This window comes from Mycobacterium novum, from assembly GCF_010726505.1.
Taxonomy (GTDB): Bacteria; Actinomycetota; Actinomycetes; order Mycobacteriales; family Mycobacteriaceae; genus Mycobacterium; species Mycobacterium algericum.
The window spans coordinates 1171253-1195455 of the sequence record NZ_AP022562.1 but is presented as its reverse complement, the minus strand read 5'-3'; the positions used below and the strand labels follow the sequence as shown (position 1 = coordinate 1195455).

26 protein-coding genes are annotated in these 24203 nt (G+C 68.6%); 17 read left to right on the top strand and 9 right to left on the bottom strand.

The window, feature by feature from the left end:
* The first annotated feature begins 32 nt into the window (after positions 1–32).
* The 7 genes from G6N19_RS05600 (at position 33) to G6N19_RS05570 (ending at position 6964) form a co-directional block, all read left to right on the top strand.
* Positions 33–857, top strand: coding sequence for a mycofactocin-coupled SDR family oxidoreductase (locus G6N19_RS05600; RefSeq protein ID WP_193465930.1), 825 nt, complete (start codon positions 33–35; stop codon positions 855–857).
* 130 nt (positions 858–987) lie between these two features.
* Complete coding sequence (locus tag G6N19_RS05595) at positions 988–2187, top strand: NAD(P)/FAD-dependent oxidoreductase (RefSeq protein WP_193465929.1); 1200 nt, start codon at positions 988–990, stop codon at positions 2185–2187.
* Positions 2188–2278: 91 nt separating this feature from the next.
* Positions 2279–3319, top strand: coding sequence for a phosphotransferase family protein (locus G6N19_RS05590; RefSeq protein WP_193465928.1), 1041 nt, complete (start codon positions 2279–2281; stop codon positions 3317–3319).
* A 1-nt stretch (position 3320) separates the two neighbouring features.
* Positions 3321–4079, top strand: a complete 759-nt coding sequence (locus G6N19_RS05585; RefSeq protein ID WP_013827644.1) for an SDR family NAD(P)-dependent oxidoreductase — start codon at positions 3321–3323, stop codon at positions 4077–4079.
* Between the two features lie 22 nt (positions 4080–4101).
* Positions 4102–5400 carry an acyl-CoA dehydrogenase family protein gene (locus G6N19_RS05580; RefSeq protein WP_013827645.1) on the top strand — a complete coding sequence of 433 codons (1299 nt, stop codon included), beginning with the start codon at positions 4102–4104 and terminating at the stop codon, positions 5398–5400.
* Positions 5397–5996 carry a TetR/AcrR family transcriptional regulator gene (locus G6N19_RS05575; RefSeq protein ID WP_013827646.1) on the top strand — a complete coding sequence of 200 codons (600 nt, stop codon included), beginning with the start codon at positions 5397–5399 and terminating at the stop codon, positions 5994–5996. Before G6N19_RS05580 ends, G6N19_RS05575 begins: the two co-directional genes overlap by 4 nt.
* Positions 5996–6964: an NADPH:quinone oxidoreductase family protein gene (locus G6N19_RS05570; protein WP_193465927.1), complete on the top strand. Its 969-nt coding sequence runs from the start codon at positions 5996–5998 to the stop codon at positions 6962–6964. Before G6N19_RS05575 ends, G6N19_RS05570 begins: the two co-directional genes overlap by 1 nt.
* On the opposite strand, the gene G6N19_RS05565 is transcribed toward G6N19_RS05570, so the two are convergent.
* Positions 6951–7340, bottom strand: a complete 390-nt coding sequence (locus tag G6N19_RS05565) for a lipocalin-like domain-containing protein (RefSeq protein ID WP_041317072.1) — start codon at positions 7338–7340, stop codon at positions 6951–6953. The two genes, G6N19_RS05570 and G6N19_RS05565, sit on opposite strands and share 14 nt — an antisense overlap.
* The gene (locus tag G6N19_RS05560; protein WP_083037333.1) at positions 7340–8836 is read right to left on the bottom strand and encodes an acyl-CoA carboxylase subunit beta; all 1497 of its coding nucleotides are present in this window, start codon (positions 8834–8836) and stop codon (positions 7340–7342) included. The genes G6N19_RS05565 and G6N19_RS05560 overlap by 1 nt, the downstream gene beginning before the upstream one ends.
* 120 nt (positions 8837–8956) lie before the next feature.
* Here G6N19_RS05560 and G6N19_RS05555 point away from each other — a divergent pair, with 120 nt between their 5' ends.
* The 8 genes from G6N19_RS05555 (at position 8957) to G6N19_RS05520 (ending at position 16767) form a co-directional block, all read left to right on the top strand.
* The gene (locus G6N19_RS05555; protein ID WP_193465926.1) at positions 8957–10045 is read left to right on the top strand and encodes a phosphotransferase family protein; all 1089 of its coding nucleotides are present in this window, start codon (positions 8957–8959) and stop codon (positions 10043–10045) included.
* Positions 10046–10084: 39 nt separating this feature from the next.
* A complete protein-coding gene (locus G6N19_RS05550) occupies positions 10085–10918 on the top strand; it encodes an enoyl-CoA hydratase/isomerase family protein (RefSeq protein WP_193465925.1) in 834 nt (277 codons plus the stop codon).
* Between the two features lie 125 nt (positions 10919–11043).
* Positions 11044–11850 carry an MlaE family ABC transporter permease gene (locus G6N19_RS05545; RefSeq protein WP_013827652.1) on the top strand — a complete coding sequence of 269 codons (807 nt, stop codon included), beginning with the start codon at positions 11044–11046 and terminating at the stop codon, positions 11848–11850.
* Between the two features lie 3 nt (positions 11851–11853).
* Complete coding sequence (locus G6N19_RS05540; RefSeq protein ID WP_193465924.1) at positions 11854–12708, top strand: MlaE family ABC transporter permease; 855 nt, start codon at positions 11854–11856, stop codon at positions 12706–12708.
* Between the two features lie 79 nt (positions 12709–12787).
* Positions 12788–14365: a methylmalonyl-CoA mutase family protein gene (locus G6N19_RS05535; RefSeq protein ID WP_193465923.1), complete on the top strand. Its 1578-nt coding sequence runs from the start codon at positions 12788–12790 to the stop codon at positions 14363–14365.
* A gap of 23 nt (positions 14366–14388) precedes the next feature.
* Complete coding sequence (locus tag G6N19_RS05530) at positions 14389–14790, top strand: cobalamin B12-binding domain-containing protein (protein ID WP_193466308.1); 402 nt, start codon at positions 14389–14391, stop codon at positions 14788–14790.
* A 1-nt stretch (position 14791) separates the two neighbouring features.
* Positions 14792–15748, top strand: coding sequence for an LLM class F420-dependent oxidoreductase (locus G6N19_RS05525; RefSeq protein WP_193465922.1), 957 nt, complete (start codon positions 14792–14794; stop codon positions 15746–15748).
* Positions 15749–15789: 41 nt separating this feature from the next.
* Positions 15790–16767: a CaiB/BaiF CoA transferase family protein gene (locus tag G6N19_RS05520; protein WP_049792991.1), complete on the top strand. Its 978-nt coding sequence runs from the start codon at positions 15790–15792 to the stop codon at positions 16765–16767.
* Between the two features lie 50 nt (positions 16768–16817).
* Here G6N19_RS05520 and G6N19_RS05515 read toward each other — a convergent pair whose 3' ends face one another.
* From G6N19_RS05515 to G6N19_RS05495, 5 genes are all read right to left on the bottom strand, one after another.
* Positions 16818–17225, bottom strand: a complete 408-nt coding sequence (locus G6N19_RS05515) for a type II toxin-antitoxin system VapC family toxin (RefSeq protein WP_041317083.1) — start codon at positions 17223–17225, stop codon at positions 16818–16820.
* A 10-nt stretch (positions 17226–17235) separates the two neighbouring features.
* Positions 17236–17466, bottom strand: coding sequence for a FitA-like ribbon-helix-helix domain-containing protein (locus tag G6N19_RS05510; RefSeq protein ID WP_013827659.1), 231 nt, complete (start codon positions 17464–17466; stop codon positions 17236–17238).
* A gap of 62 nt (positions 17467–17528) precedes the next feature.
* Complete coding sequence (locus G6N19_RS05505; RefSeq protein WP_013827660.1) at positions 17529–18683, bottom strand: thiolase family protein; 1155 nt, start codon at positions 18681–18683, stop codon at positions 17529–17531.
* A 13-nt stretch (positions 18684–18696) separates the two neighbouring features.
* Positions 18697–19113 carry a Zn-ribbon domain-containing OB-fold protein gene (locus G6N19_RS05500; protein ID WP_013827661.1) on the bottom strand — a complete coding sequence of 139 codons (417 nt, stop codon included), beginning with the start codon at positions 19111–19113 and terminating at the stop codon, positions 18697–18699.
* A gap of 244 nt (positions 19114–19357) precedes the next feature.
* Positions 19358–20008 carry a TetR/AcrR family transcriptional regulator gene (locus tag G6N19_RS05495; RefSeq protein WP_013827662.1) on the bottom strand — a complete coding sequence of 217 codons (651 nt, stop codon included), beginning with the start codon at positions 20006–20008 and terminating at the stop codon, positions 19358–19360.
* Between the two features lie 174 nt (positions 20009–20182).
* On the opposite strand from G6N19_RS05495, the gene G6N19_RS05490 reads away from it, so the two are divergent.
* Complete coding sequence (locus G6N19_RS05490; RefSeq protein WP_013827663.1) at positions 20183–20965, top strand: enoyl-CoA hydratase; 783 nt, start codon at positions 20183–20185, stop codon at positions 20963–20965.
* A gap of 68 nt (positions 20966–21033) precedes the next feature.
* Positions 21034–21942, top strand: coding sequence for a macrolide 2'-phosphotransferase (locus tag G6N19_RS05485; RefSeq protein WP_193465921.1), 909 nt, complete (start codon positions 21034–21036; stop codon positions 21940–21942).
* Here the strand turns inward: G6N19_RS05485 and G6N19_RS05480 are convergent.
* Both G6N19_RS05480 and G6N19_RS05475 read right to left on the bottom strand, forming a co-directional pair.
* The gene (locus tag G6N19_RS05480) at positions 21939–23432 is read right to left on the bottom strand and encodes an AMP-binding protein (RefSeq protein ID WP_193465920.1); all 1494 of its coding nucleotides are present in this window, start codon (positions 23430–23432) and stop codon (positions 21939–21941) included. The genes G6N19_RS05485 and G6N19_RS05480 overlap by 4 nt on opposite strands.
* A complete protein-coding gene (locus tag G6N19_RS05475) occupies positions 23429–24202 on the bottom strand; it encodes an SDR family NAD(P)-dependent oxidoreductase (protein ID WP_083037226.1) in 774 nt (257 codons plus the stop codon). Before G6N19_RS05475 ends, G6N19_RS05480 begins: the two co-directional genes overlap by 4 nt.
* Position 24203 lies beyond the last annotated feature (1 nt).

Genomic DNA, 24203 nt, shown 5'->3' with positions numbered 1-24203 from the left:
TTGGGCCTGCTCGCGCGGCGGAAGGATTCTCAATGGCAACTGCTGGAACTCTGGAAGGTCGGGTCGCGTTCGTCACCGGCGCGGCCCGCGGGCAGGGCCGGGCGCACGCGATCCGGCTGGCGGCCGAGGGCGCCGACATCATCGCCGCCGACATCTGCGCGCCGGCGGCGGATTGCATCACCTATCCGGCCGCCACGCCCGACGACCTCGCCGAGACGGTGCGTGGTGTCGAGGCGCACGGCGGCAAGATCCTGGCCCGCTCGGTCGACGTGCGCGACGACGCCGCGCTGCGGGGCTTGGTCGCCGACGGGGTGGAACAGTTCGGCCGGCTCGACGTGGTGGTCGCCAACGCCGGCGTGCTGAGCTGGGGGCGGCTCTGGGAGCTCACCGACGAGCAGTGGAACACCGTCATCGACGTCAACCTGACCGGCACCTGGCGCACCATCCGGGCGTCGGTGCCTGCGATGATCGAGGCCGGCAACGGCGGCTCGATCGTGATCGTCAGTTCTTCGGCCGGGTTGAAGGCCACCCCCGGCAACGGTCACTACTCGGCGTCCAAGTACGGGCTGGTGGCCCTGACCAACACCCTGGCGCTGGAGGTCGGCGAACACGGGATTCGGGTCAACTCCATTCATCCCTATTCGGTCGACACCCCGATGATCGAGCCGCAGGTGATGGCCAAGATCTTCGGCGAACGCCCCGACTACCTACACGCGTTTCCTCCGATGCCGCTGCGGCCGAACGGTTTCATCACCTCCGAAGAGGTTGCCGAGGTGGTCGCGTGGCTCGCCGGCGACGGCTCGGGGGTCCTGACGGGCCTGCAGATCCCGGTCGACAAGGGCGCGCTGAAGTACTGAGCGCGACCCGGTCCGCGCTGCGTTCTCCGGCGCACGAAACCCGCTTCCACCTGGGCGATCGACCTCAACGCGTCGCCGGGAGCCGAAGGTGGGTGCCCCGCCGCGCGCTGCGGTCGTGTAGAAAATCCTGATGGTCACTAGCGCTTCTGGCTCTGGCATCGTCATCGTGGGCGGCGGACTGGCGGCTGTGCGTACCGCCGAGGAGCTCCGACGCGAGGAGTACACCGGCCCGATCACGATCCTCTCCGATGAGGCCCGGCTGCCGTATGACCGGCCGCCGCTGACCAAGGAGGTGCTGCGCGGCGAACGCGAGGACACCACCTTGGAGCCGGCGGAGTTCTACGCCGGCCACGACATCGACCTGCGGCTGGGCTGCGGCGCACGCAGCGTCGACACCGCGAACCAGACGGTGACGCTGGCCGATGGCACCGTGCTGAGCTACGACCAGCTCGTCATCGCCACCGGACTGGTGCCGCGCCGCATCGCGAGCTTCGGCGACCTGGACGGCATCCGGGTGGTCCGCTCCTTCGAAGACAGCCTGGCGCTGCGCGGCGACGCGGCCGCTGCCCGGCGCGCGGTGGTGATCGGCGCGGGATTCATCGGCTGCGAGGCGGCGGCGAGCCTGCGCAAGCTGGGAGTCGACGTGGTGCTCGTCGAGCCGCAACCCTCCCCGCTGGCCACGGTGCTCGGTGAGCAGATCGGCGAACTGGTGGCGCGGCTGCACCGGGCCAACGGCGTCGACGTCCGCAGCGGTATCGGCGTTGCCGAGGTTCGCGGCGACGGGCGGGTCGAGACCGTCGTGCTCGCCGACGGCACCGAACTGCCGGCCGACCTGGTGGTGCTCGGTGTCGGCTCGCTTCCGGCGACCGGGTGGCTGGACGGCTGTGGGGTCGACGTCGAAAACGGGGTGCTGTGCGACCTGACCGGGCGCACCAGCGCGCCCAACGTGTGGGCCGTGGGCGACGTCGCGTTCTGGCGGGGCCGCGATAGCCATCCGGGACACGAGGTGCGGGTCGAGCACTGGAGCAACGTCGTCACCCAGGTGCGGGTGATGGTGCCGACGATGCTGGGCCGCGAGTCGCTGCACGACGTGACGGTGCCGCCGTACTTCTGGAGCGACCAGTACGACGTCAAGATCCAGTGTCTGGGCGAACCGGCGGCCACCGACACCGTGCACCTGGTCGAGGACGACGGCCACAAGTTCCTGGCCTACTACGAGCGCGACGGCGCGGTCTCGGGTGTCGTCGGGGCCGGCCGACCGGGCAAGGTGATGGGAGCGCGGGCCAAGATCGCCGCCGGTGCCCCGATCGCCGAGCTGCTCAACTCCTGACCGCAGCAGCAGTCCCCGCGCAATCGCGGGCAGCCCTTCCGTTTTCCGCGGAGAACGGTATTCTCCATTTGGAGATTGAAAGGTGCGGCCGATGGATGCTGGACAAGGAACCCGGCTCGACGCGGTGGCGCTGGGCCGCTGGCTCGACGCCAACGGTGCCCCCGGAGATGGCGAGACCCCGAGGCTCGAACCGCTGACCGGCGGCTCGCAGAACACCCTCTACCGGCTGCGACGGGCCGATGCCACGATGGTGCTGCGGATGCCGGGGGCGCGGGCCGACACCGCCCGCATCGACGGTCTGCGGCGCGAGATCCGGCTGGTGCGCGCGCTGGCGGGCACCGATGTGCCGCACGCGCAGCTGATCGCCGCCGACGAGGTCGGTGAGTTGCTCGGCCTGCCGTTCTACGTGATGGCAGAGGTCGACGGCTGGAACTCGACCGGCAACGCCTGGCCGGCACCGTTCGATGAGGACCTGAGCGCCCGCCGCGGCCTGGCCTTCGAGTTGGTCGAGGGCGCCGCCAAGCTCGGCCGGGTCGACTGGCGGGCCCGCGGCCTGGAAGGCTTCGGACGCCCCGACGGATTCCACGAACGCCAGGTCGACCGCTGGCTGGCGTTCCTGGACAGCTACCGGGTGCGCGAGCTGCCGGGCTTGGACGACGCCTCGGACTGGTTGCGGCGCAACCGCCCCGACCACTACACCCCGGGCATCATGCACGGCGACTACCAGTTCGCCAACGTGATGTACGCGCACGGCGCCCCGGCGAAACTGGTCGCGATCATCGACTGGGAGATGACCACCATCGGCGACCCGCTGCTGGACCTGGCCTGGGCGCTGCTCGGCTATGACGGCGAGAATCCGCGCACCCAAGGCTATTACGCCGACCTGGCCGGCATGCCGACCCGCAGTGAACTGCTCGAGCATTACGAGAAGATCAGCGGACTGTCCACGGAGCACATCGACTACTACCTGGTGCTGGCCAACTGGAAACTCGGGATCGTGCTGGAGAAGACCTACGCCGCCTCGGTCACCGGCGACCGGGTCGACCCGCAGGTCGCCGCCGCGATGGGCCCGATGATCCCGCAGTTGATCGCCACCGCGGCCGAACTGGCCCGCTCGTCCACGGGAGCCTGACATGGGATATGCCGACGGAGTGCTCGACCTGACCGACCGGGTGGTGCTGGTCACCGGTGGCAGCCGTGGTCTGGGCCGCGAGATGGCGCTGGCCGCCGCCCACTGCGGCGCGGACGTGGTGATCGCCAGCCGCAAACTCGACGCGTGCCAGGCCACCGCCGCCGAGATCGAGGCTGCGACGGGGCGCGCCGCCATGCCGTACGCGGTGCACGTCGGGCGCTGGGATCAGCTCGACGGCTTGGTCGACGCGGCCTATGAGCGGTTCGGCCGGGTCGACGTGCTGGTCAACAATGCCGGCATGTCGCCGGTGTACGACAAGCAGACCGACGTCACCGAGAAGATGTTCGACGCGGTGGTCAACCTCAACCTCAAGGGACCGTTCCGGCTCTCGGCCCTGGTCGGTGAACGCATGGTGGCCGCCGGCCGGGGCTCGATCATCAACGTCAGCACCCACGGCTCGCTGCGCCCGCACCCGTCGTTCATCCCCTACGCCGCGTCCAAAGCCGGGCTCAACGTCATGACCGAAGCGCTGGCCCAGGCGTACGGGCCGGCCGTGCGGGTCAACACGCTGATGCCCGGGCCGTTTTTGACCGACATCTCCAAGGCCTGGAATTTCGGTGACGCCAACCCGTTCGGTCGCTTCGCCCTGCAACGTGCCGGTCAGCCGAACGAGATCGTCGGCGCAGCACTGTTTTTGATGTCGGATGCGTCCAGCTACACCACTGCCTCGATACTGCGGGCCGACGGCGGCCCGCCCTGATCGAGCGACGAAAGGAGCGGACATGGCGTGGGATTTCTCCACCGAACCGGAATTCGAGGCGAAACTCGACTGGATCCGGGAGTTCGTGCGCGACGAGGTCGAACCACTTGAGGTGTTGTTCCCCGGCTGCGAATATCTGCCGCTGAACGACGAGCGGCGCCTCATCGTCGACCCACTCAAAGACCGGGTGCGCGCGCAGGGACTGTGGGCCCCGCACCTGGGTCCCGAACTCGGCGGGCAAGGCTTCGGCGCGGTCAAGCTGACCCTGATCAACGAGATACTGGGCCGGTCGAGCTGGGCGCCGATCGTGTTCGGCACCCAGGCCCCCGACACCGGCAACGCCGAGATCCTGGCCCGCTTCGGCACCGCCGAGCAGAAGGACGAGTATCTGGCCGGGCTGCTGTCCGGCGAGATCTTCTCCTGCTTCTCGATGACCGAACCGCAGGGCGGCGCCGACCCGCGGGTGTTCACCACCAAGGCAGTGCGCGACGGTGACGAGTGGGTGATCACCGGCCGGAAGTACTTCTCCTCCAACGCCTCGGTGGCATCGTTCTTCATCGTGGTGGCCATCACCGACCCCGATGTGCCGGTGCACCGCGGCGCGTCGACGTTCCTGATCCCGGCCGGCACGCCCGGACTGGTCGTCGAGGCCACCCACCACCTGGTGGGCTCCTATCCGCACGAGGCCGGGCATTCGCTGGTGCGTTACGACGACGTGCGGGTGCCGGCCGAGGCGATCCTCGGCGAACCGGGCCAAGGGTTCCTGATCCTGCAGAACCGGCTGGCCGGCGGGCGGCTGCATCACGCCATGCGCTCGATCGGGGTGGCGCAACGCGCCATCGACATGATGGCCCGCCGCGCCAAGAGCCGCTTCACCCAGGGCAGTTCACTGGCCGACAAGCAGCTGGTGCAGGAATTCATCGCCGACTCCTACGCCGAGCTGGTGCCCTTCCGGTTGACGGTGCTGCACGCCGCGTGGCTGATCGACACCGCCGGCGAGCACGCCGCCCGCGCCGAGATCGGGGTGTGCAAGATCCTGGCGTCGCAGGTCCTCAAGTCGATCGGGTTGCGCGCCATCCAGGTTCATGGCGCGATGGGGCTGACCGAACAGCTGCCGCTGGTGAACGTGCTGCTGGGCGGGGTCGCGCTCGGGCTGGCCGACGGGCCCACCGAGGCGCACAAGGTGAACCTGGCCCGGCTGCTGCTCAAAGGCTACGAGGCCGAGGACCCGGAGTGGCCCAGCGAATTCCTGGACAACCGCATCGAGGCCGCCCGCGCCAAGTACGGCGACCTGGTCGACCGGATCCCCGCGGTGCCGTGAGCACCCGGGTCGATGCGGCTGTCCACCGGGCGCTCGACGACCGTCAGCAGCAGGCGACCGCCGAGGTGGAACGCATCCTGGCGGCCGCGGTGACGGTGCTGGCGCGGGTCGCGCCCGACGAGCCGCGGGTGTGCGACATCGTCGCCGAGGCCGGATCGTCGAACAAGGCGTTCTACCGCTACTTCACCGGCAAGGACGAACTCTTTCAGGCGGTGATGGAGCGCGGCGTCGCGATCGTCGTCTCCTATCTGGAGCACCAATTGGCCAAGGAGGCCACGCCGGCCGGCAAGGTGGCCGCCTGGATCCGCGGTACGGTGGCGCAGGTGTCCGACCCGCATCTGCTGAGCCTGAGCCGTGCCGCCAGCACCCAATTGTCGGCCACCGGGGTCTCCGATGACGAGATCCTGGCGCCGCTGCGCGACCTGCTCACCGAACCGGTGGCGGCACTGGGCGTGTCCGACCCGAGCCGGGACGCGGATATCGTTTTCACCTGCACACTGGCCGCCATGCGCCGCTACCTGGGCGGCGCCGCCCAGCCCAAGCGGGCCGATATCGACCATCTGGTGGCGTTCTGTCTACGTGGACTGGGAGTTTGATGCGCGCGATCGTTTGCCAACAGTACGGCCCGCCGGAAGACCTGGTGCTCCAAGAGCTTCCGGACCCCTCACCCGGACCCGGCACGATGGTGGTGCGGGTGCGGGCCGCGGCGGTCAACTTCCCCGACGTGCTGCTGATCGACGGCAAGTACCAGCTGAAGATCCCGACGCCGTTCACACCCGGCAGCGAACTGGCCGGCGACGTGATCGCGGCCGGCGACGGCGTGCCGTTCGGTCCCGGCGACCGGGTGGTCGGCACCTCGTTCGTGGGTGCTTTCGCCGAGCAGGCGTTGCTTCCGGCGGCGTCGGTGACCGCGATCCCCGACGGCATCGACTACGCCGCCGCGGCCGGATTCGGCGTCACGTACCGCACCGCGTATCACGCGCTGCGTTCAATCGCCCAAGTGTCGCAAGGGGATTGGGTGGTGGTGCTCGGCGCGGCCGGCGGTGTCGGGCTGGCCGCGGTCGAGCTGGGAGTGGCGCTGGGCGCGCGGGTGCTGGCCGCCGCGTCCAGCCCGGAGAAGCTCGCGGTGTGCACCGAACGCGGTGCCGAAGCCGTGATCGACTACGACCGGGAGGACCTCAAGGCCCGGATCCGTGAGATCACCGGCGACGGCGCGCAGGCGGTGCTCGACCCGGTCGGCGGGCGCTATGCCGAACCGGCGTTGCGCAGCCTGGCCCGCGGCGGCCGCTTCGTCACGCTCGGTTACGCCGCCGGGTCCATCCCGGCGATTCCGCTGAACCTGGTGATGCTCAAGGGCATCACCGTGCAGGGCATGGAGATCCGGACATTCGCCGACGACCACCCGGACGACAACGAGCGCGACCTGGCCGAGCTCGCCGAGCTGTTCGCCGGCGGCCGGGTGAGCCCCTACATCGGGGCCCGTTTTCCGTTGGCCGAGACCGCGGCGGCGCTGCGCTACGTGGCCGACCGCAAGGCGATCGGCAAGGTCATCATCGACGTCTGACCCACACCAGCGTGTTGTGGCTGGCCACACCGTCGTTGGTGGTGGTCGCCGACAGGGTCAGCCGGTCGCCGTCCACGCCGGCCTGACGCAACTGCGGCTGTGCGAGCAACTCCGGCAGCGTCGACATGCTCACCAGATGGTGCACGGTCGCGGTGTCCTCGTCGACCCGGAACCGGCCGCCGTAGGCGATGTACTGGTGCAGCGCCGCATCGGCGCCCGAAGCGAGCTGCGCGGACATATAACCGTCGCCGGTGTAGAGGATCAGGCCACGCGGCGCCGAGCCCATCGGGTGCGACACCGCACCGGTATCCACATCGCGGGATTCCATCGACGACAACTCCCAGCCGCCCAGGATCGCATCGCGCAAGGTGCCCATCACGGCATGATGACGGTTCGGGTCACCGGCTCGGCGGCGGCCTGCCGGCTGCAAAGACCGCGCCGCAGCGCACTCAACAGCGCATCGCGGGTTTCCCGCGGATCGATGAGCTCGTCGAAGCCGAGTTGTTTGGCGGAGTGATAGGACGCCTGCAGCTCGGTGTCGCGTAGCTTGGCTGCCAGATCCTCGCCGGCGTGCGTGGCCGAGCTGAGTGCGGCCGCACTCATCGCCCCCATGGTCGCCCCGGGATAGGCGAATGTCGCGACCTGCGAGTCGAATCCGAGCAGCGACATCACCATGGAACCGAAGCCGTAGGCCTTGCGCAGCGTCAGATGCAGCTTCAGCGTGGTGGCCGCGGTCTGGGCGGCGAACATCCGCGCGCCGGCGCGCAGCACACCGCTGCGTTCTGAACGGCTGCCGGGCAACATGCCGGGGTTGTCCGCCAGGAACACGATCGGCAGGTGGAACGAATCGGCCACGGTGATGAAGTGCGCGGCCTTGTCCGCGGCGTCGGCGTCGATCGACCCCGCCAGCACCTTCGGCTGGTTGGCGACCACCGCAACCGGATGGCCACCCAGGTGGGCCAGTGCGCAGATGATCGCCTGCCCGAACCGCGGCTGTACCTCGAACCAGTCGGGTGTGTCGAAGATGACGTCAAGCACCGCGCGCATGTCGTAGACGCGGCGGTTGTCGCGCGAGACGATGTCGAGCAGCTCCGGGGTGGGCCGGGCATGCCCGGCCGCCTCGTCGGGCAGCGGTGCCGGGTATGACCAGGCGCTCGACGGGAAGTAGGACAGATATCGGCGGATGTCGTCGAGCACCGCCGCGTCGTCGTCGGCGAAATTGTGGATGACACCACTGGTCAGGGCGACGTCGGGGCCACCCAGTTCCTCCTTCGAGATTTCTTCGCCCGTCGACTCTTTGACCACCGGGGGGCCGGCGGTGAAGATCGCGCCGTGTGGGCTCATGATCCGGAAGTCACAGACCGGGCCGACCAGGGCGCCGTGGCCGGCCGACGGGCCCAGCACCGCGGCGACGGTCGGCACCTTGCCCGAGCACTGCGCCTGGGCCAGCAGGTCGGTCGGGGTACGCCCGTAATGCTCGCCGGTGGGGCGGAATCCGGCGCCCTCCAGCAGCATCACCAACGGGATCTTGTCTCGCAGCGCCAACTCGGCGATGCGGTAGCGCTTGGCGTTGCCACCGGGTCCGATGCTGCCCGCCAGCGTGGTGAAATCCTCCGCGCCCACCATCACCGGGGAGCCGTTGATCTCCCCGGACCCGACCACGATGCCGTCGGCGGCGATCTCGCCGCCCACCATCGTGCCCAGTTCGCGGAACGTTCCCGGATCGAGCAGGCGCCCGATCCGGGCGCGCGCGTCGAGCTTGCCCTTGCCGCGGTGCTTGGCCACCCGTTCGGAGCCGCCCATGGCGTGCGTGTGCTGACGTCGACGGTCCAGATCCTCCAGCGTCTCCTGCCAGCCCTGGGCGTTCGTCATCTGCGAAGTCTCCATTCGTTGACCATACTGAAATTCTTACTGTAACGTCTCCCGGCATGGCTGGAAGTGGTTGCCGGGACGGACTTCGGGTATGAGTTCTGTTGCGCCGGAGTGCGGCCGGTGACTTCGGGTACTTCGGTTCCGCGGTACCCGCACGACGTGACCAGCGAGTGGCTTTCGGAGGTGTTGAGTGCCCGGGGCGAGCCGGTCGAGGTGGCTTCGGTCGACGTCGTCCCGGTCGGCACCGGCCAGACCGGGGCCACCTACCGGGTGACGGCCCGCTACACCGCCAACCCCGGCGAGCTGCCCGGCACCTTCGTGATCAAACTGCCGGCCGGTGACGATGCCGTCCGCGATCGTGTCGTGCTGGGCTACCGCAGTGAGTGCGCCTTCTACCAAGATGTCGCCGACCGCGTCCGGATACCGATCCCGGAGTGCTTCCACTGCGAAATCAATGCCGATGCAACCGAGTACGCGTTGCTGCTCGCCGATCGCGCGCCCGCGGCACAGGGCGATCAGATCGCGGGATGCGATGAGCAACAGGCGCGACTGGCGGTGACCGCGCTGGCCGGACTGCACGCGCCCACCTGGTGCGGCGAAAAGTGGCTGACGTTCCCCGGCCTGGCGATGACCCAGTTGGACGAGGCCGGCGCCAAGGGCATGGGCGACATCGCCCGGATGTGCGCCGACACCACCGTCGAGCGGCTCGGCGGCCAACTCGGCGACGCCGACTGTGAGACGTTGACGGCCGCACTGGGTCTGATCACGCCGTGGGTGTCGGCGCCGCTCGGCCGGTTCTCGCTGATCCACGGGGATTACCGGCTGGACAACATGCTGTTCAGCCCGGACGAAAAGCAGATCTGGGTGGTCGATTGGCAGACGCTGGGTGTCGGGCTGCCGGCCCGGGATCTGGCGTACTTCACCGCGACGAGCCTGCGGCCCGAGCTGCGATCGGCGATCGAGGCTGATCTGGTCGCGGCCTACCACGACGCGCTGCTGGGCCACGGGGTGACCGATTATGACCGGGAAACCTGTTGGCAGGACTACCGGTTCGGGATGTTGCAGGCCCCGCTGATCTGCGCGTTCGGGCTGGTCTTCGCGACCGGCACCGACCGCGGCGACGACATGTTCGTCACCATGTTGCGACGGGCCTGTCAGGCGATCCGCGAGCTGGGCTCGCTGGAGTTGGTGCGAGAACTGACCGGGTGATCATCCCGGTGCACGGCAGAGAAGGAGAGGTCGGCAGGTATGGATGCTGATCCGCAGGGGCAGGCCCCGTTAAGGCCACCCGAGGGTGACTGGCTGGGAACGCCGTTCCTGTCGTTTCGGCGCGAGGGGCCGATCGCGGTGTGCACGCTGGACCGCCCCGAGGCCCGCAACGCCATGACGCCCGCGATGTACTTCGGGATTCGTTACGCGGTCGGCCGGGTCAACGAGGACCCCGAGCTGGCCGGGTTGCTGATCACCGGCACCGGCGACGTGTTCGCGCCGGGTGGTGACATGGGCGGCGGCGGGGCGGATGACTGGATCACCTTCGGCGCCGCGCTCGGCATGGACGTCACCCCGTTCGATGCCGTCCGCACCTCGGTCAAACCGGTCGTCGCCGCGGTCAACGGCCTGTGTCAGGGCGGCGGGCTGCAGATCGCGTTGTGCAGCGACGTCGCGGTGGTCAGCGACCGGGCGACGTTCCGGGTGCCCGAGCTGTTCCGCGGTATCGCCGACACCTATTACAGCCAGATGCTGGCGCGGGTCATCGGGCCGGTCCGGACCCGCGACCTGATGTTCACCGGTCGCACGTTCGGCGCCCAGGAGGCACTGGACTGGGGCATGGTGGCCCGGGTGGTCCCGCATGACGACCTGCTCGCCACGGCGCGTGACGTGCTGGCGCAGTGCTGCCGGACGGCGCCGGCCGCGCGCGCGGTGGTCAAGGCCAGCCTGGACTCCTACATCGGGTTGTTCGACCGGATCGGGATGAGCACCAGCCTGCGTGCACCGGAGGCGGTCGAGGGCTTCCGGTCGTTCAAAGAGCGCCGGTCTCCGGACTGGGTGCATCCCGACTTGCGGATCGACGGACGACTATAGATGAGGCGTTTGCTCTAAATGAGAATGAGTGTGCAAAAAAACTAGAAGCAGCTATCGCACAAACCTTGAATCGGATAGTATCCACTCGCGCCGTGCCACGAGTGTTCTTAAAGGAGCCTGCCGTTATGGGGATCAAGGACCTGACCTCGTGGTCCCCGCAGCTGGCGATCGGGCGGCTGTCGGAGCCGATGCAGGCGGTCGGGGGGCTTTTCGCCATGACCGTGGATGCGGTGCGCTTCTTGTTCAAGCGCCCGTTTCAGGGGCGGGAGTTCCTCGAGCAGTCCTGGTTCGTCGCCCGGGTGTCCCTGGCGCCCACCTTGCTGGTGGCGATTCCCTTCACGGTGCTGGTCAGCTTCATCCTGAACATCCTGCTGCGTGAGCTCGGCGCGGCGGACCTCTCCGGTGCCGGCGCTGCGTTCGGGGCGGTCACCCAGGTCGGGCCGATGGTGACGGTGTTGATCGTGGCCGGGGCCGGCGCCACCGCCATGTGCGCCGACCTGGGCTCGCGCACCATCCGCGAAGAGATCGACGCCATGGAGGTGCTGGGCATCAACCCGGTGCAGCGGCTGGTGACGCCGCGCATGCTGGCCGCCGGGCTGGTGGCGCTGTTGCTCAACAGCCTGGTGGTCATCATCGGCATCCTCGGCGGCTACGTGTTCTCGGTCTTCGTCCAAGACGTCAACCCGGGCGCGTTCGCGGCCGGCATCACCTTGCTGACGGGGGTGCCCGAGTTGATCATCTCCTGCATCAAGGCGGCGCTGTTCGGCCTGATCGCCGGCATGGTCGCCTGCTACCGCGGCCTGACGATCTCCGGCGGCGGCGCCAAGGCCGTCGGCAACGCCGTCAACGAGACGGTGGTGTACGCGTTCATGTCGTTGTTCGTCGTCAACGTGGTGGTCACCGCGATCGGCATCAAGATGACGGCGCGCTGAGCCGTGGCGCTTCGGGCTCTGCAGGCGGTCTATCCGGGGGTAACCCGGCAGGTTCGGCGACCCATCGCAGCGCTGGGCCGGCTCGGTGACCACACGCTGTTCTACGGCAGGGCGATCGCCACGGCGCCGTTCGCGTTCACCCATTACCGCCGGGAGGTCGTCCGGCTGATCGCCGAGATCAGCATGGGCACCGGGACGCTGGCGATGATCGGCGGCACCGTGGTGATCGTCGGCTTCCTGACCCTGGCGGCCGGCGGCACCCTGGCGGTGCAGGGTTACAGCTCGCTGGGCAACATCGGCATCGAGGCGCTGACCGGGTTCCTGGCGGCGTTCATCAACGTCCGCATCTCGGCACCGGTGATCGCCGGCATCGGGCTGGCGGCCACCTTCGGCGCCGGGGTGACGGCGCAGTTGGGCGCGATGCGCATCAACGAGGAGATCGACGCGCTGGAGGCGATGGCGATCCGCCCGATCGCCTACCTGGTCAGCACCCGCATCGTCGCCGGACTGGTCGCCATCACACCGCTGTACTCCATCGCGGTGATCCTGTCGTTCATTGCCAGCCGCTTCACCACGGTCTTTCTGTTCGGGCAGTCGGCCGGCCTCTACGACCACTACTTCCGGACCTTCCTGAACCCCATCGACCTGCTGTGGTCGTTCCTGCAGGCCTTCCTGATGGCGGTCACCATCTTGTTGATCCACACCTATTTCGGCTACTTCGCCGCGGGCGGCCCGGCCGGCGTCGGTGTCGCGGTGGGCAACGCGGTGCGGACGTCACTGGTCGTCGTCGTGTCGGTGACGCTGCTGGTGTCGCTGTCGGTCTACGGCGCCAGCGGCAACTTCAACCTGGCCGGATAGCCGTGGCGGCGGCCGTCAGCCGGTCACGCGGCGGTGATGGTATTGGCATTCTCATTTTTTGCAAGTACCGTATCCATCGATGAACGACCCAGTGCAGACCTCCTCGGGAATCCCGCTGAAACCGGTGTACGGGCCGGACGACCGTCGCGTCGAACCGGCCGCACCGGGGACCTACCCGTTCACCCGGGGCAACTTCGAGTCCGGCTACCGCGGCCGGCTGTGGACTTTCCGGCAATACTCGGGTTTCGGCACCGCCGAGGAGTCCAACCGTCGCTACCGCTACCTGCTCGACCAGGGCGGCACCGGCCTGTCCGTCGCGTTGGACCTGCCCACCCAGTGCGGGTATGACTCCGATGACCCGGAGGTCGGCGAGGAGGTCGGCCGCGTCGGCGTGGCCGTCGACACCCTCGCCGACGCCGAGATCCTGTTCGACTCGATCCCGTTGGACAAGATCAGCACCAGCTTCACCATCAACGGGACCGCCGCCATCCTGCTCGCGTTCTACGTGGCCGCCGCCGAGCGCAAGGGCGTCCCGCGGGCCAAGCTCACCGGCACCATCCAGAACGACATCCTCAAGGAGTACGCCTCCCGCGGCACCTGGATCTGGCCACCGGAGCCGTCGCTGCGGCTGATCGCCGACACCATCGAGTTCTGCGCCGCCGAGGTGCCCCGCTTCAACGCGATCTCGGTGGCCGGTGCGCACTTCCGCGACGCCGGCGCCAACGCCGTCCAGGAGATGGCGTTCACACTGGCCGACGGCGTCACCTACTGCGACACCGTGGTGGAGCGCGGTCGGATGACCATCGACCAGTTCGCCCCGCAGGTGTCGTTCTTCTTCTACACCCACGGCGACTTCTTCGAGGAGGTCGCCAAATACCGGGCGGGACGGCGCCGCTGGGCCACCATCGTCCGCGAGCGCTACGGCGCGAGCACCGACAAGGCGTCGATGTTCCGGTTCGGCTGTGTCGCCGGCGGTGCCTCGCTGTTCGCCCCGCAGGCCCAGAACAACCTGGTGCGGGTGGCCTACGAATCGATGGCCGCGGTACTGGGCGGGGTGCAGTCGATGTTCACCGCGGCCTGGGACGAGCCGTTCGCGCTGCCCAGCGAGGAGTCCGCCACCCTGGCCCTGCGCACCCAGCAGATCCTGGCCTACGAGACGGGCGTGACCCGGGTGGCCGACCCGCTCGGCGGCTCCTACTTCGTCGAAGCGCTCACCGACGCCACCGAGGAGCGCATCATCGAGATCATGGACGACCTGGAGCGCCACGGCGGCATGGTGCGCGCCATCGAGGACGGCTATCTGCAGGGCCTGATCGCCGACGAGGCGTTCAAGATCCATCACGAGATCGAGTCGGGGGAGCGGCCGGTCGTCGGCGTCAACAAGTTCACCTCCGACGAGCCGCCACCGGAGATCGCCACCTACGAGCTCGACGCCGAGGGCCGCGACGTCCAACTCAAGCGACTGGCCCGGATCAAAGCCGAGCGGGACGCCGGCGACGTCGCCGCCAAGCTGGCAGCGCTGTCGCGCGCCGCGGAAGGCGACGACAACCTGATGCATTCCCTGATCGATTGCGCCAACGCCTACTGCACGGTGGGTGAGATGGTCTCGGCGCTCAAGGCGGTCTGGGGCGAGTTCCAGCAACCGGTGGTGTACTGATGACTGCTCCGCTCCCTTCGGCTGTGCCCCAGCGGGTTCTGGTCGCCAAGCCCGGCCTCGACGGCCACGACCGCGGTGCCAAGATCGTCGCGCGGACGCTGCGCGACGCCGGCTTCGAGGTCATCTACACCGGCATCCGGCAGCGTGTCGAGGACATCGTCGCGACCGCGCTGCAGGAGGACGTCGCGGTGGTGGGCTTGAGCATTCTGTCCGGCGCGCACGTTGCGCTGACCGCCCGCATCGTCGAGGCGCTGCGGGCCGCCGACGGCGGTGACATCGCGGTGGTGGTCGGCGGCACCATCCCGCAGTCCGACGTGGACAAGCTGTTGTCGCTGGGGGCGGCGGCGGTCTTTCCCACCGGAACATCATTGGACGACCTGGTGACCGGTGTTCGCCGGGTCATCGGCCATATGGAGGCCTCCTGACATGCGACTTGGGGTGATGATCGGCGCCGAGCGCGGCGACATGGCGCGCAAGGTCAAAAAACTGATCTCCGATATCGAGTGGGCCGATGAGGCGGGGCTGTCCACCGCGTGGATGCCGCAGGTGCCCGACGATTTCGATCTGCTGACCATGGTGACGCTGATGGCCTGCCACAGCACTCGGATCGAACTCGGCACCGCCGTGGTGCCGTTGCAGGCTCAGCACCCGATTGCGTTGGCGCGCCAAGCGCTTTCGGTGCACGCCGTCTCAGGCGGCCGGCTGGCCCTGGGCGTCGGGCCGTCGCACCACTGGATCATCCGGGACATGCTCGGCCTACCGTATGACAAGCCGGCCGCCTACACCCGCGACTACCTGCAGGTGCTCAACGCCGCCCTCGCCGGCCCGGGACCGGTGGACGTCGAGAACGACCACTTCACCGTGCACAACCCGACCGCACTGGGTGCCGAGACCAAGATGCCGGTGCTGGTGGCCGCGCTCGGTCCGGTGATGTTGCAGATCGCCGGCGAGCACGCCGACGGCACGTCGCTGTGGATGGCCGATGAGAAGGCGATCGCCGAGCACATCGCGCCGAAGATCAACAAGGCCGCGGCCGATGCGGGCAAGCCCGCACCGCGCATCGTCGCCGGTATCCCGGTCACGCTGTGCGCCAATTCCGAGATCGAGACCGCCAAAGAGCGCGCCAACCGGATCCTGGCCGAGGCCGAGACGTCGCCGAACTACCAGCGACTGCTCGACCGCGGCTCGGCCCGCGATGTCGGCGACCTGTGCGCGGCCGGCGACGAGGAGTCGATCCTGAAGCGGTTCAAGCAGTTCGCCGACGCCGGGGTGACCGACCTGTCGGTGCGGCTGCTGCCGATCGGCGACAACCGCGACGAGCTGATCGCCTCGAAGTACCGCACCCGCGAGGTGATCGCCGAGCTGGCCAAGGAGCTTTCGTGAGCGGACCGCTGTCGGGGATCCGCATCCTCGAAGTGGGAGTGATGCTGGCCGGTCCGTACGCGACGATGCTGCTGGCCGATCTCGGGGCCGAGGTCATCAAGATCGAACCGCCGAGCGGGGAGATCTCCCGCCAGGTCGGCCCGAGCTACTTCGCCAGCCTCAACCGCAACAAGCGCAGCGTCCGGCTGGACCTGACCACCGACGCCGGGCAGGCGCGGCTGGGTGAGCTGGCCGCGGAATCCCATGCGCTGCTGGTGAATATGAAACCGTCGGTGATCAAGCGGTTGGGGCTCACTTATTCGGCACTGTCGCGCTTCAATCCGAAGATCGTCTGCGTGGCGCTGACCGGATTCGGGCTGGACGGCGGCGACGAGCCGGCGTTCGACTACGTGATCCAGGCGGCCACCGGGATCGCCGCGATGACCGGCGACCCGAACGGCCCGCCGACGCTGCCGGGCTATTCATCGGCGGACAACTCCACCGGCCTGGCGGCCGCCCTGGGTCTGCTGGCCCAGATCGTCAGTGGCCGCGGCGGCCAGGTCGAAGTGTCGCTGCTGGACGTGATGTTGTCCCAGCTGAACTACCGGGCGTCGGCCTACCTCAACGACGGCGTCGAGCCGCAGCGGCATCCGCACGGCGCACACTCCTATTACGTTCCAGCCCAGCTATTTCCGACGGCAGCGGGCTATCTGGCGCTGTTCGTCACCCATGACGGATTCTGGAAGAGCTTTGCCACCGAAGCGGGTATCGACGGCTTCGCGACCATGGAGGAGCGGGCGTCCCGCCGCTCCGAAGTGCTGGCCGTGGTCACCGCCGCGCTGGCCGGCGACACCGCGGCGGGCTGGGAGCGGCGACTGCGACCGCTGGGGATCCCGGCGGCCGCCGTTCGCACGATGCCCGAAGCGCTCAAGGAATACCACCACGCGATCGTCACGGCTGGGGACTTCCGGTTGGTGGGCAGCCCGATTCGCGTCGCCGGCTACGAACCGGCATACCGGCCGCCGCCGGCGCTGGATTAGCCGGATGGTGGTCAGACCCCGGGACGAAGCTCGACGGGGGCACTGCTGCGCTATCGGAGCAGATCGATCTCCACCGGGATGCCGAGCTGGTCGGCAGCATCGACCAAGCGGCTGTCGATGGTGATCACGGCCGCGGAACGTTCCACCGCGACAGCGACATACAGGCCGTCGTAAATCGAGATGTTGTGCCGCCACGCCCAGGCGGTGCGCAGCAGCAGCGCGTCGGGAGGTACGTATTCGACGGCGAGTGCGGTTGCGGCCTCGGCAGCGGCTTCGGCGTCCGCAAGCTCCAATTGGTTGCGCAGTACGGCTTTGTGCAGGGTTCGCAGTACCTCGCCGGGCATATGAGCCGGTGCGAGCAACCCGTCGTCGCCGCTCAGAGCTGTGCGTGCCGCGTCGCCTTGGGGAGTGGCGCTTGTGAGTGCCAACACCAGCACGCCTGCGTCCACCACGATCACTGGCGGGACCTCATCCGTCGCGATCGGCGTGGATGACCGTTGCCACTTCCTCGGCCGTCATGGTGAGGCTGCGATGGCGAGCCAACGCCTCCAAGAGCTGGCGGTTGCGTTGCGCCTGGTATTCCCGCTCCAACAACGATCGCAGATAAGCCTGGGTGGACTGGCCGCGCGCTTCGGCGCGGGCCGCTAGTGCGTCGCGGACTTCTTCAGGGACGTCTTTGATCTGTATTGCCACGGCCATAGCCCAACCTATCACATGCGCATGGCATGCGCATGCCGCCCGGGAGGTCCAGCTGTGGGTGCTCAGACCGAGACGATCGTCGCCGACGCGGTGCCCGGCGCCCCGTAGACCTGCGCGAACCCGACCTTCGGTTCGCCGGGCACTTGGCGGTCACCGGCCCGGCCGCGCAGCTGCACCACCAGCTCGTGCAGCTGGCGAAGTCCGGACGCGCCGATCGGCTCGCCGTTGGCGATCAGGCCGCCGTCGGTGTTGACCGGAAGCGATCCGGAGATCTCGGTGGCGCCGTCGGCGAGCAGCTTCTCCTGGTCGCCGTCGGCGCAGAAACCGCACTCGGCCATGTGGATGACCTCGGCGCCGGCGTCGGTGTCCTGCAGCTGGATCACGTCGACGTCTTCGGGTGCCACACCGGCCTTTTCGAACGCGGCGCGGGCCGCATACACCGTCGGTGCGACGTCTTCTTCGATCGGAGCCGACGTCCCGTGTACCTCGTAGGCGCCGAAGGTGCGGGTGCGGATCTCGGTGGCCTTCAGATACACCGGCTTGTCGGTGTAGCGGTGGGCGATGTCGGCACGGCACATCACGATGGCGGCTGCGCCCTCGTCCGGCGCACAGAACATGTACTGCGTCAGCGGGTAGTTCAGTACCGTCGAGTTGAGGATGGTGTCCTCAGGTATCGGTTTGCGCCGGAAGGCATTCGGGTTCAGCGCGCCGTTGCGGAAGTTCTTGGCGGCGACCTTGGCCAGCGTCTGCTGCGAGATGTTGTGCTTGTGCAGGTAGCGGTTGGCCTTCATGCCGAAGAACTTGGTGGTGACGAACTGACCGTTCTCGGCGTACCAGGCGGGCAGCGCCAGCTTGGCCGGGTCATCGGTGAACGCCCCGCGGGGGTGCTTGTCCATGCCGATCGCGATGCCGATGTCGTACTTGCCGGATCGGATGTTGTCGGCGCAGACCTGGGTGGCGGTGGCCGCCGTCGCGCAGGCGTTGAACACGTTGGTGAACGGGATGCCGGTGAGCCCGACCAGTCGGGTCACCGCGTCGGGGTTGGAGATCTCGTAGCTGCCGCCGACCCCGAACTGGATGTCGCGCCACTCGACACCGGCGTCGGCCAGCGCGGTGTGGATCGCCTCGGCGCCCATCTGCATCGCCGATTTGTCGAACCGGCCGAACGGGTGCAGGCCGACGCCGATGATCGCCACATCGTTGTTGGTTACCGTCATGTCGCAGGTCTCCTTAGACGGGCTGGAAGGCCCAGGTGAGAATCTCGGTTCCGTCGTCGTCGACGTAGAACGGCACCATGGTCAGTTCGACGTCCATCCCGAATTTCAGCTTGGCGGGATCGGATTCGGTCAGGCGGGCCTCGACCTGGATCACGTCGCCGAGCCGGATCAATCCGACGCCGAAGGGCGTGAAGCTCTCGGCGGTCTCGCCGCCGGCGTAGGGCAGCTTCGGCACGAAGCCCTGGGTGGTCCAGGCTTCCAGCGTGCCCTGCCGGGGCAGCAGCAGATCCTGCATGCGCGGGCCGCTGCAGCGCGGGCAGTGATCCTGCCGCGGCCACACCGTCGCCTCGCAGTCGTCGCATTGGCTGCCGACCAGGGCGAGGTTCTCGTCGGGCCAGTTGGTGACCTCGGGAGCCAGGACTTTACGCATGGGCGGCACCCGCCCGGTGACGACACAATGTGGAAATCACATTCTCAATTAGAGCATATGACCATCTGGGAGGGAAGCCGATGCCGGCTTCGGGCGTCGCGCTGGCGGTCGTGCCGGGTGCGAGCGTGCGCAAACCCGGGAATTTCGGCGGCGTGTCGACCGGGGACGCGCACTGTCGCTGCGATAGCGGACGCGCACGGCCGCGGCGATAGCGGACGTGCACGGCCGCGGCGATAGGGGCGAGTCAGTTGGCGAGGCCGTGGGCGCAGAAGTCCCACACCTCGTCGGCGGTGATGGGATGGACGGCCGGGTCGTCGGATTCGCCGCTGGACTGCGCCACGAACATCACGGTCTGCATGGTCATCGCCGCCATGCGTCGCGCGTTGACGCCCTTCCGCAACTCGCCGGCCTGCTCGGCGGCCTCCATCAACTCGGTGAGCAGACTCAGCAGCGGGTTGAAGGCGACCCGGACCTCGGTGGGATGCGAAACCAGCAGCCGCGGTGCGAAATCGGTGAACAGCGGGCGCTTGGCCGACGGGTCCGGCCGGGACAGCTCGAAGAGCAACTCGACGGCGACCTTCAACCGCTGCAGTGGCTTGGTCTGGTCCTCGGTGGCGGCGCGGATCTGGTCGGCGGTCCGGCTCAGGGCGTCCTCGAACAGCGCCAGCAGCAACTCATGCTTGCCGTTGAATTGCAGGTAGAAGCTGCGCAGCGACTGCCGTGAGCGCTCCACGACCTCCTGGACGGTGAAGTCCGTGCTGCCCTTCTCGATGATAATGGCCTGGGCGGCGTCCAGAAATCGCTGGACGCGCTGGGCGGCGCGCAGCCGTGCGGTCTTGATCGATCGCTCGACCGCCCGCTGCTTCCAGACGGGCTCCTCTTCGGGGTTGCTCACCAGCGGCTCCGACCGTTGCCTTTTTGGGAGAACACGAATGCACCTTACCGGAGAATGCCGCCATATCGTGGGCGCCGATCGCGGCGGTGCCGTCCCGGCGGCGAAGATGGTAACTTTCCGAGAATGAGAAGCGGCTTCTCGTCGATTGCCGATCCCGCAACCCCAAGGACACTTATGTACATCGATTACGAGGTCGCCGACCGGATCGCGACGATCACGCTGAACCGGCCCGAGGCCGCCAACGCCCAGAACCCCGAGCTGCTCGACGAGCTCGACGCGGCCTGGACGCGCGCCGCCGACGACGACGATGTCGCCGTCATCGTGCTGCGGGCCAACGGCAAACACTTCTCGGCCGGCCACGACCTCAAAGGCGGCGGCCCGGTGCCGGACAAGATCACCCTGGAGTTCATCTACAAACACGAGTGCAAGCGCTACCTGGAGTACACGCTGCGGTGGCGCAACGTGCCCAAGCCGTCGATCGCCGCGGTGCAGGGCCGGTGCATCTCCGGTGGGCTGATGTTGTGCTGGCCGTGCGACCTGATCATCGCCGCCGATGACGCCCAGTTCTCCGACCCGGTGGTGCTGATGGGCATCGGCGGCGTCGAGTACCACGGGCACACCTGGGAACTGGGCCCGCGCAAAGCCAAGGAGATCCTGTTCACCGGTCGCGCGATGACCGCACAGGAAGTCGAGCAGACCGGGATGGTCAACAAGGTGGTGCCGCGCGACGAGCTCGACGCCGAGACCCGCCGGCTCGCCGAGCACATCGCCACCATGCCGTCCTTCGCCCTGCGGCAGGCCAAGCGGGCGGTGAACCAGACCCTGGATGTGCAGGGCTTCTACTCGGCGGTCCAGTCCGCCTTCGACATCCACGAGACCGGCCACGGCAATGCGCTGTCGGTATGCGGCTGGCCGGTGCTGGTCAACCTCGACGAGATGAAGTCGCAGGTCAAGTAGTCGGGACGAGCAGCCGGCAGACGGTAACCCAGCTGGATCTGTGCGACTTCCGGTGAAAACCTGGGGCCATGAGCACGATCGACGATGCCATTGCCCTGGCGGCCTCCCACGGGTTGAACCTCGTCTCCCGGGGCGCCCGGGTGAACGACGCCGGCCTGGATTATCGGGTCGTGATGGCTTCCGACGAGGGCGGGCGCCGCTGGGTGCTGCGGCTGCCGCGGCGTGCGGACGTCGTGGCCGGGATGGCCGCCGAGGCCCGCGTCCTCGGCCTGGTGGGCCCGGTACTCGCCGCCGACGGGATCGCCGTCCCGGACTGGCGGATTCGTTCTCCGGAGCTGGTCGCCTACCCGGCCCTGACCGGTGCGCCGGGCCTGACCCTGAACGACGACGGCGGCCCGGACTGGCATATGGATCCCGCCAGTCCCGACTACGCGGTCCGCCTCGGCCGACTGCTGGCCCGGCTGCACTCCATCACCGGCGAGCAGGCCGCGGCCGCCGGGGTCGAGGTGCGCACGCCCGAGCAGGTCCGGCAGTCGTGGCGCGACGACATCGCGGAGGTGCGCTCGGAGTTCACCGTCGCGCCCGAGCTCGCCGAGGCCTGGCAGAGCTGGCTGGCCGATGACACCTGTTGGCCCGACCAGACCGTGATGACCCACGGCGAGATCTACCCCGCACACGTCCTCCTCGCCGAGGACGGCACCCTGGTCGGGCTGCTGGACTGGACCACCGCGCGCGTCGACGACCCCGCCCGCGACCTGGCCGCCCAGTACGGTGCCGCCGGCGAAGAGATGCTGCAGGCGACACTGGCGGCCTACGCGCAGGCTGGCGGCCAGGTGCGCCCGGGTCTGACGGCCCAGACCCGCCGGCTGTGGCACGCCGCTTCGATCGGTTATGCCCGGTACGCGCTGACCACCCGAGTCGAGGGCGATGTCGCGGCCGCGGCGGCGATGCTGAATCCTCGAAGCCGCCGCCGCTAATTTCCCGGCAGGGTTGCCATGTCGCCGGCCAGCGACCGCAGCTCGCGTTTGAGCACCTTGCCGTAGCTGTTCTTGGGCAACGCGGCGACGAACTCGTAGCGCTTGGGGCGCTTGAACCGGGCGATGCGTTCCAGCAGATGGGCGTCCAGTTCGGCCGCCGAGGCCTCGCCGACGATGAAGGCGACCACGATCTCGCCCCATTCGGCATCCGGTGCGCCCACCACGCCGGCCTCGACGACACCCGGGTGGTCCAGCAGCGCCTCTTCGACTTCGCGCGGATAGATGTTGCTGCCGCCGCTGATCACCACGTCCTTGGAACGGTCCCGCAACGTGAGAAACCCGCGTTCGTCGAAGCAGCCCTTGTCGCCGGTGAACAACCAGCCGTCCCTGATGGTCGCGGCGGTGGCTTCCGGGTCGTTCCAGTAGCCGCCCATCACCACGTCGCCGCGGCAGACGATCTCACCGACCTCGCCGACCGGCGCGGAGGTGCCGTCGTCGCGCAGCACCGAGACTTCCACTCCGGAGCGCGGATAGCCCACCGAGGCCAGCATCGCGTCGTCGCCGCTGTCGTGGTCGGCACGGCTCAGGCCGGTGATCGTCATCGGGGCCTCGCCCTGGCCGTAGAGCTGGGCGAATACCGGCCCGAACGCGGCCAGTGCGCGCTTGAGGTCCCCGAGGTACATCGGGCCGCCACCGTAGATGATGGTGCGCAGGTTGGGCGGCCGGTCGCGGCCGGTGGCCAGCAGCCGCGCCACCATGGTGGGCGCCAGAAACGCGGTGGCGCCGGGATGATGCCCGCACAGGTCGAGGAATTCGTCCGCGTCGAACGACCCCGATGCCGGTACCACCTGGCGGGCGCCGCGCAGCAGGTAGGGCGCGATGTACAGCCCGGAGCCGTGCGACATCGGGGCGCCGTGGATCAGGCTGCAGTCGGCGTCGGGGTCGTCGAGATCGGCCAGGTGCGCCACGGTCATCGCCACCAGGTTGCGGTGGGTGAGCATCGCCCCCTTCGAGCGCCCGGTGGTGCCGCTGGTGTAGAACAGCCACGCCAGCCGGCTCGGATCCGGATCCGGCGGCGCGGCCGGTTCGGTCTGGAACCGCTCCAGATATGCTGCGCTGCCGATGATCTCGATCCGAATGGGTACCGCGCCGGTCAGTCCGGCGGCGAGCGTCGGGGACGCGAAGGCCAGGTCGGCGCCCGCGTCGGAGATGATCTGGGCCATCTCGCGCGGGTGCAGTTTGTAGTTGAGCGGGACGACGACGCAGTCGGCCGCCCAGGTGGCGAACATCAGCTCGATGATCTCGGGCCGGTTCTCGCTGGCGATCACGATCCGTGCCCCGGGTCCGCCCACCCGGCGCAACGATGCCGCCAAGCGCAGCGCGCGGTCGGCCAATTCACGCCAGGTGTGCAGCAGGCGCTCACCGTGATACACCGCCCCCCGCTCGCCGAATCGGGCCGCGGCCTGATCCAGCAGCGTGAAGAGGTTCACGGCTGTACCCAGTGCGAGTCGAGCCCGAAGTCCGAGAGGTACTTGGTCGAACTCCAACCGCCGTCCACCACGATGGTCTGGCCGTTGATGAACGCGCCCGCCTCCGAACACAGGAAGGCGACGGTGTTGGCGATGTCGTCCACCCGGCCCAGCCGCGGATACGGCGTCATCTCGGTGTTGATCTTGCGGAAGCGCGGGTCGTCGAGGCGTTGTTCGACCATCGGCGTCACGGTGACGCCGGGGGCCACCGCGTTGCACCGGATGCCCTGTGCCCCGTACTGGCAGGCGATGTGGGTGGTCAGCGCGGTTAGCCCGCCCTTGGCTGCTGAGTACGCCCCGCCGCGCAACCCGCCGACCACGGCGAAGGTCGAGGTGACGTTGATGATCGCCGACCCGGGCCGCAGGTGGCCCAGCACCTCACGCGTCAGCCGGAACGGCGCCCGCAGCATCAGGTTCAGGAAGTGGTCGAGGGTGTCGTCGTCGGTGTCGTGCAGCGGCTTCGGGCTGCCGACGCCGGCATTGTTGATCAGATAGTCCACCCGGCCCCACCGGGCCAGCGCGGCATCGACGATCTGCTGCGGCGCGTCGGCCGCGGTGAGGTCGACGGCCAGCGTGGCGACCCGGTCCGGATCGTCGATCTCGGCGGTGAGCCCGGCCAGCCGATCGGTGTCGCGGCCGGTCCCCAGCACGGCCAGCCCGTCCGCGGCAAGCTTTGTGGCGCAGCCGAATCCGATTCCGCTGCTGGCGCCCGTCACGATCGCCACCTGCATG

What these genes read in the sequence shown, in the direction of transcription:
- G6N19_RS05545 (WP_013827652.1), top strand. Translation starts at nt 11,044, where the DNA reads ATGGGGATCAAGGACCTGACCTCGTGGTCCCCGCAGCTGGCGATCGGG.
- G6N19_RS05570 (WP_193465927.1), top strand. Translation starts at nt 5,996, where the DNA reads ATGCGCGCGATCGTTTGCCAACAGTACGGCCCGCCGGAAGACCTGGTG.
- G6N19_RS05535 (WP_193465923.1), top strand. Translation starts at nt 12,788, where the DNA reads ATGAACGACCCAGTGCAGACCTCCTCGGGAATCCCGCTGAAACCGGTG.
- G6N19_RS05565 (WP_041317072.1), bottom strand. Translation starts at nt 7,340, where the DNA reads ATGGGCACCTTGCGCGATGCGATCCTGGGCGGCTGGGAGTTGTCGTCG.
- G6N19_RS05490 (WP_013827663.1), top strand. Translation starts at nt 20,183, where the DNA reads ATGTACATCGATTACGAGGTCGCCGACCGGATCGCGACGATCACGCTG.
- G6N19_RS05520 (WP_049792991.1), top strand. Translation starts at nt 15,790, where the DNA reads ATGCTGGCCGGTCCGTACGCGACGATGCTGCTGGCCGATCTCGGGGCC.
- G6N19_RS05600 (WP_193465930.1), top strand. Translation starts at nt 33, where the DNA reads ATGGCAACTGCTGGAACTCTGGAAGGTCGGGTCGCGTTCGTCACCGGC.
- G6N19_RS05590 (WP_193465928.1), top strand. Translation starts at nt 2,279, where the DNA reads ATGGATGCTGGACAAGGAACCCGGCTCGACGCGGTGGCGCTGGGCCGC.
- G6N19_RS05505 (WP_013827660.1), bottom strand. Translation starts at nt 18,683, where the DNA reads ATGACGGTAACCAACAACGATGTGGCGATCATCGGCGTCGGCCTGCAC.
- G6N19_RS05595 (WP_193465929.1), top strand. Translation starts at nt 988, where the DNA reads ATGGTCACTAGCGCTTCTGGCTCTGGCATCGTCATCGTGGGCGGCGGA.
- G6N19_RS05500 (WP_013827661.1), bottom strand. Translation starts at nt 19,113, where the DNA reads ATGCGTAAAGTCCTGGCTCCCGAGGTCACCAACTGGCCCGACGAGAAC.
- G6N19_RS05525 (WP_193465922.1), top strand. Translation starts at nt 14,792, where the DNA reads ATGCGACTTGGGGTGATGATCGGCGCCGAGCGCGGCGACATGGCGCGC.
- G6N19_RS05580 (WP_013827645.1), top strand. Translation starts at nt 4,102, where the DNA reads ATGGCGTGGGATTTCTCCACCGAACCGGAATTCGAGGCGAAACTCGAC.
- G6N19_RS05485 (WP_193465921.1), top strand. Translation starts at nt 21,034, where the DNA reads ATGAGCACGATCGACGATGCCATTGCCCTGGCGGCCTCCCACGGGTTG.
- G6N19_RS05475 (WP_083037226.1), bottom strand. Translation starts at nt 24,202, where the DNA reads ATGCAGGTGGCGATCGTGACGGGCGCCAGCAGCGGAATCGGATTCGGC.
- G6N19_RS05585 (WP_013827644.1), top strand. Translation starts at nt 3,321, where the DNA reads ATGGGATATGCCGACGGAGTGCTCGACCTGACCGACCGGGTGGTGCTG.
- G6N19_RS05560 (WP_083037333.1), bottom strand. Translation starts at nt 8,836, where the DNA reads ATGACGAACGCCCAGGGCTGGCAGGAGACGCTGGAGGATCTGGACCGT.
- G6N19_RS05510 (WP_013827659.1), bottom strand. Translation starts at nt 17,466, where the DNA reads ATGGCCGTGGCAATACAGATCAAAGACGTCCCTGAAGAAGTCCGCGAC.
- G6N19_RS05550 (WP_193465925.1), top strand. Translation starts at nt 10,085, where the DNA reads ATGGATGCTGATCCGCAGGGGCAGGCCCCGTTAAGGCCACCCGAGGGT.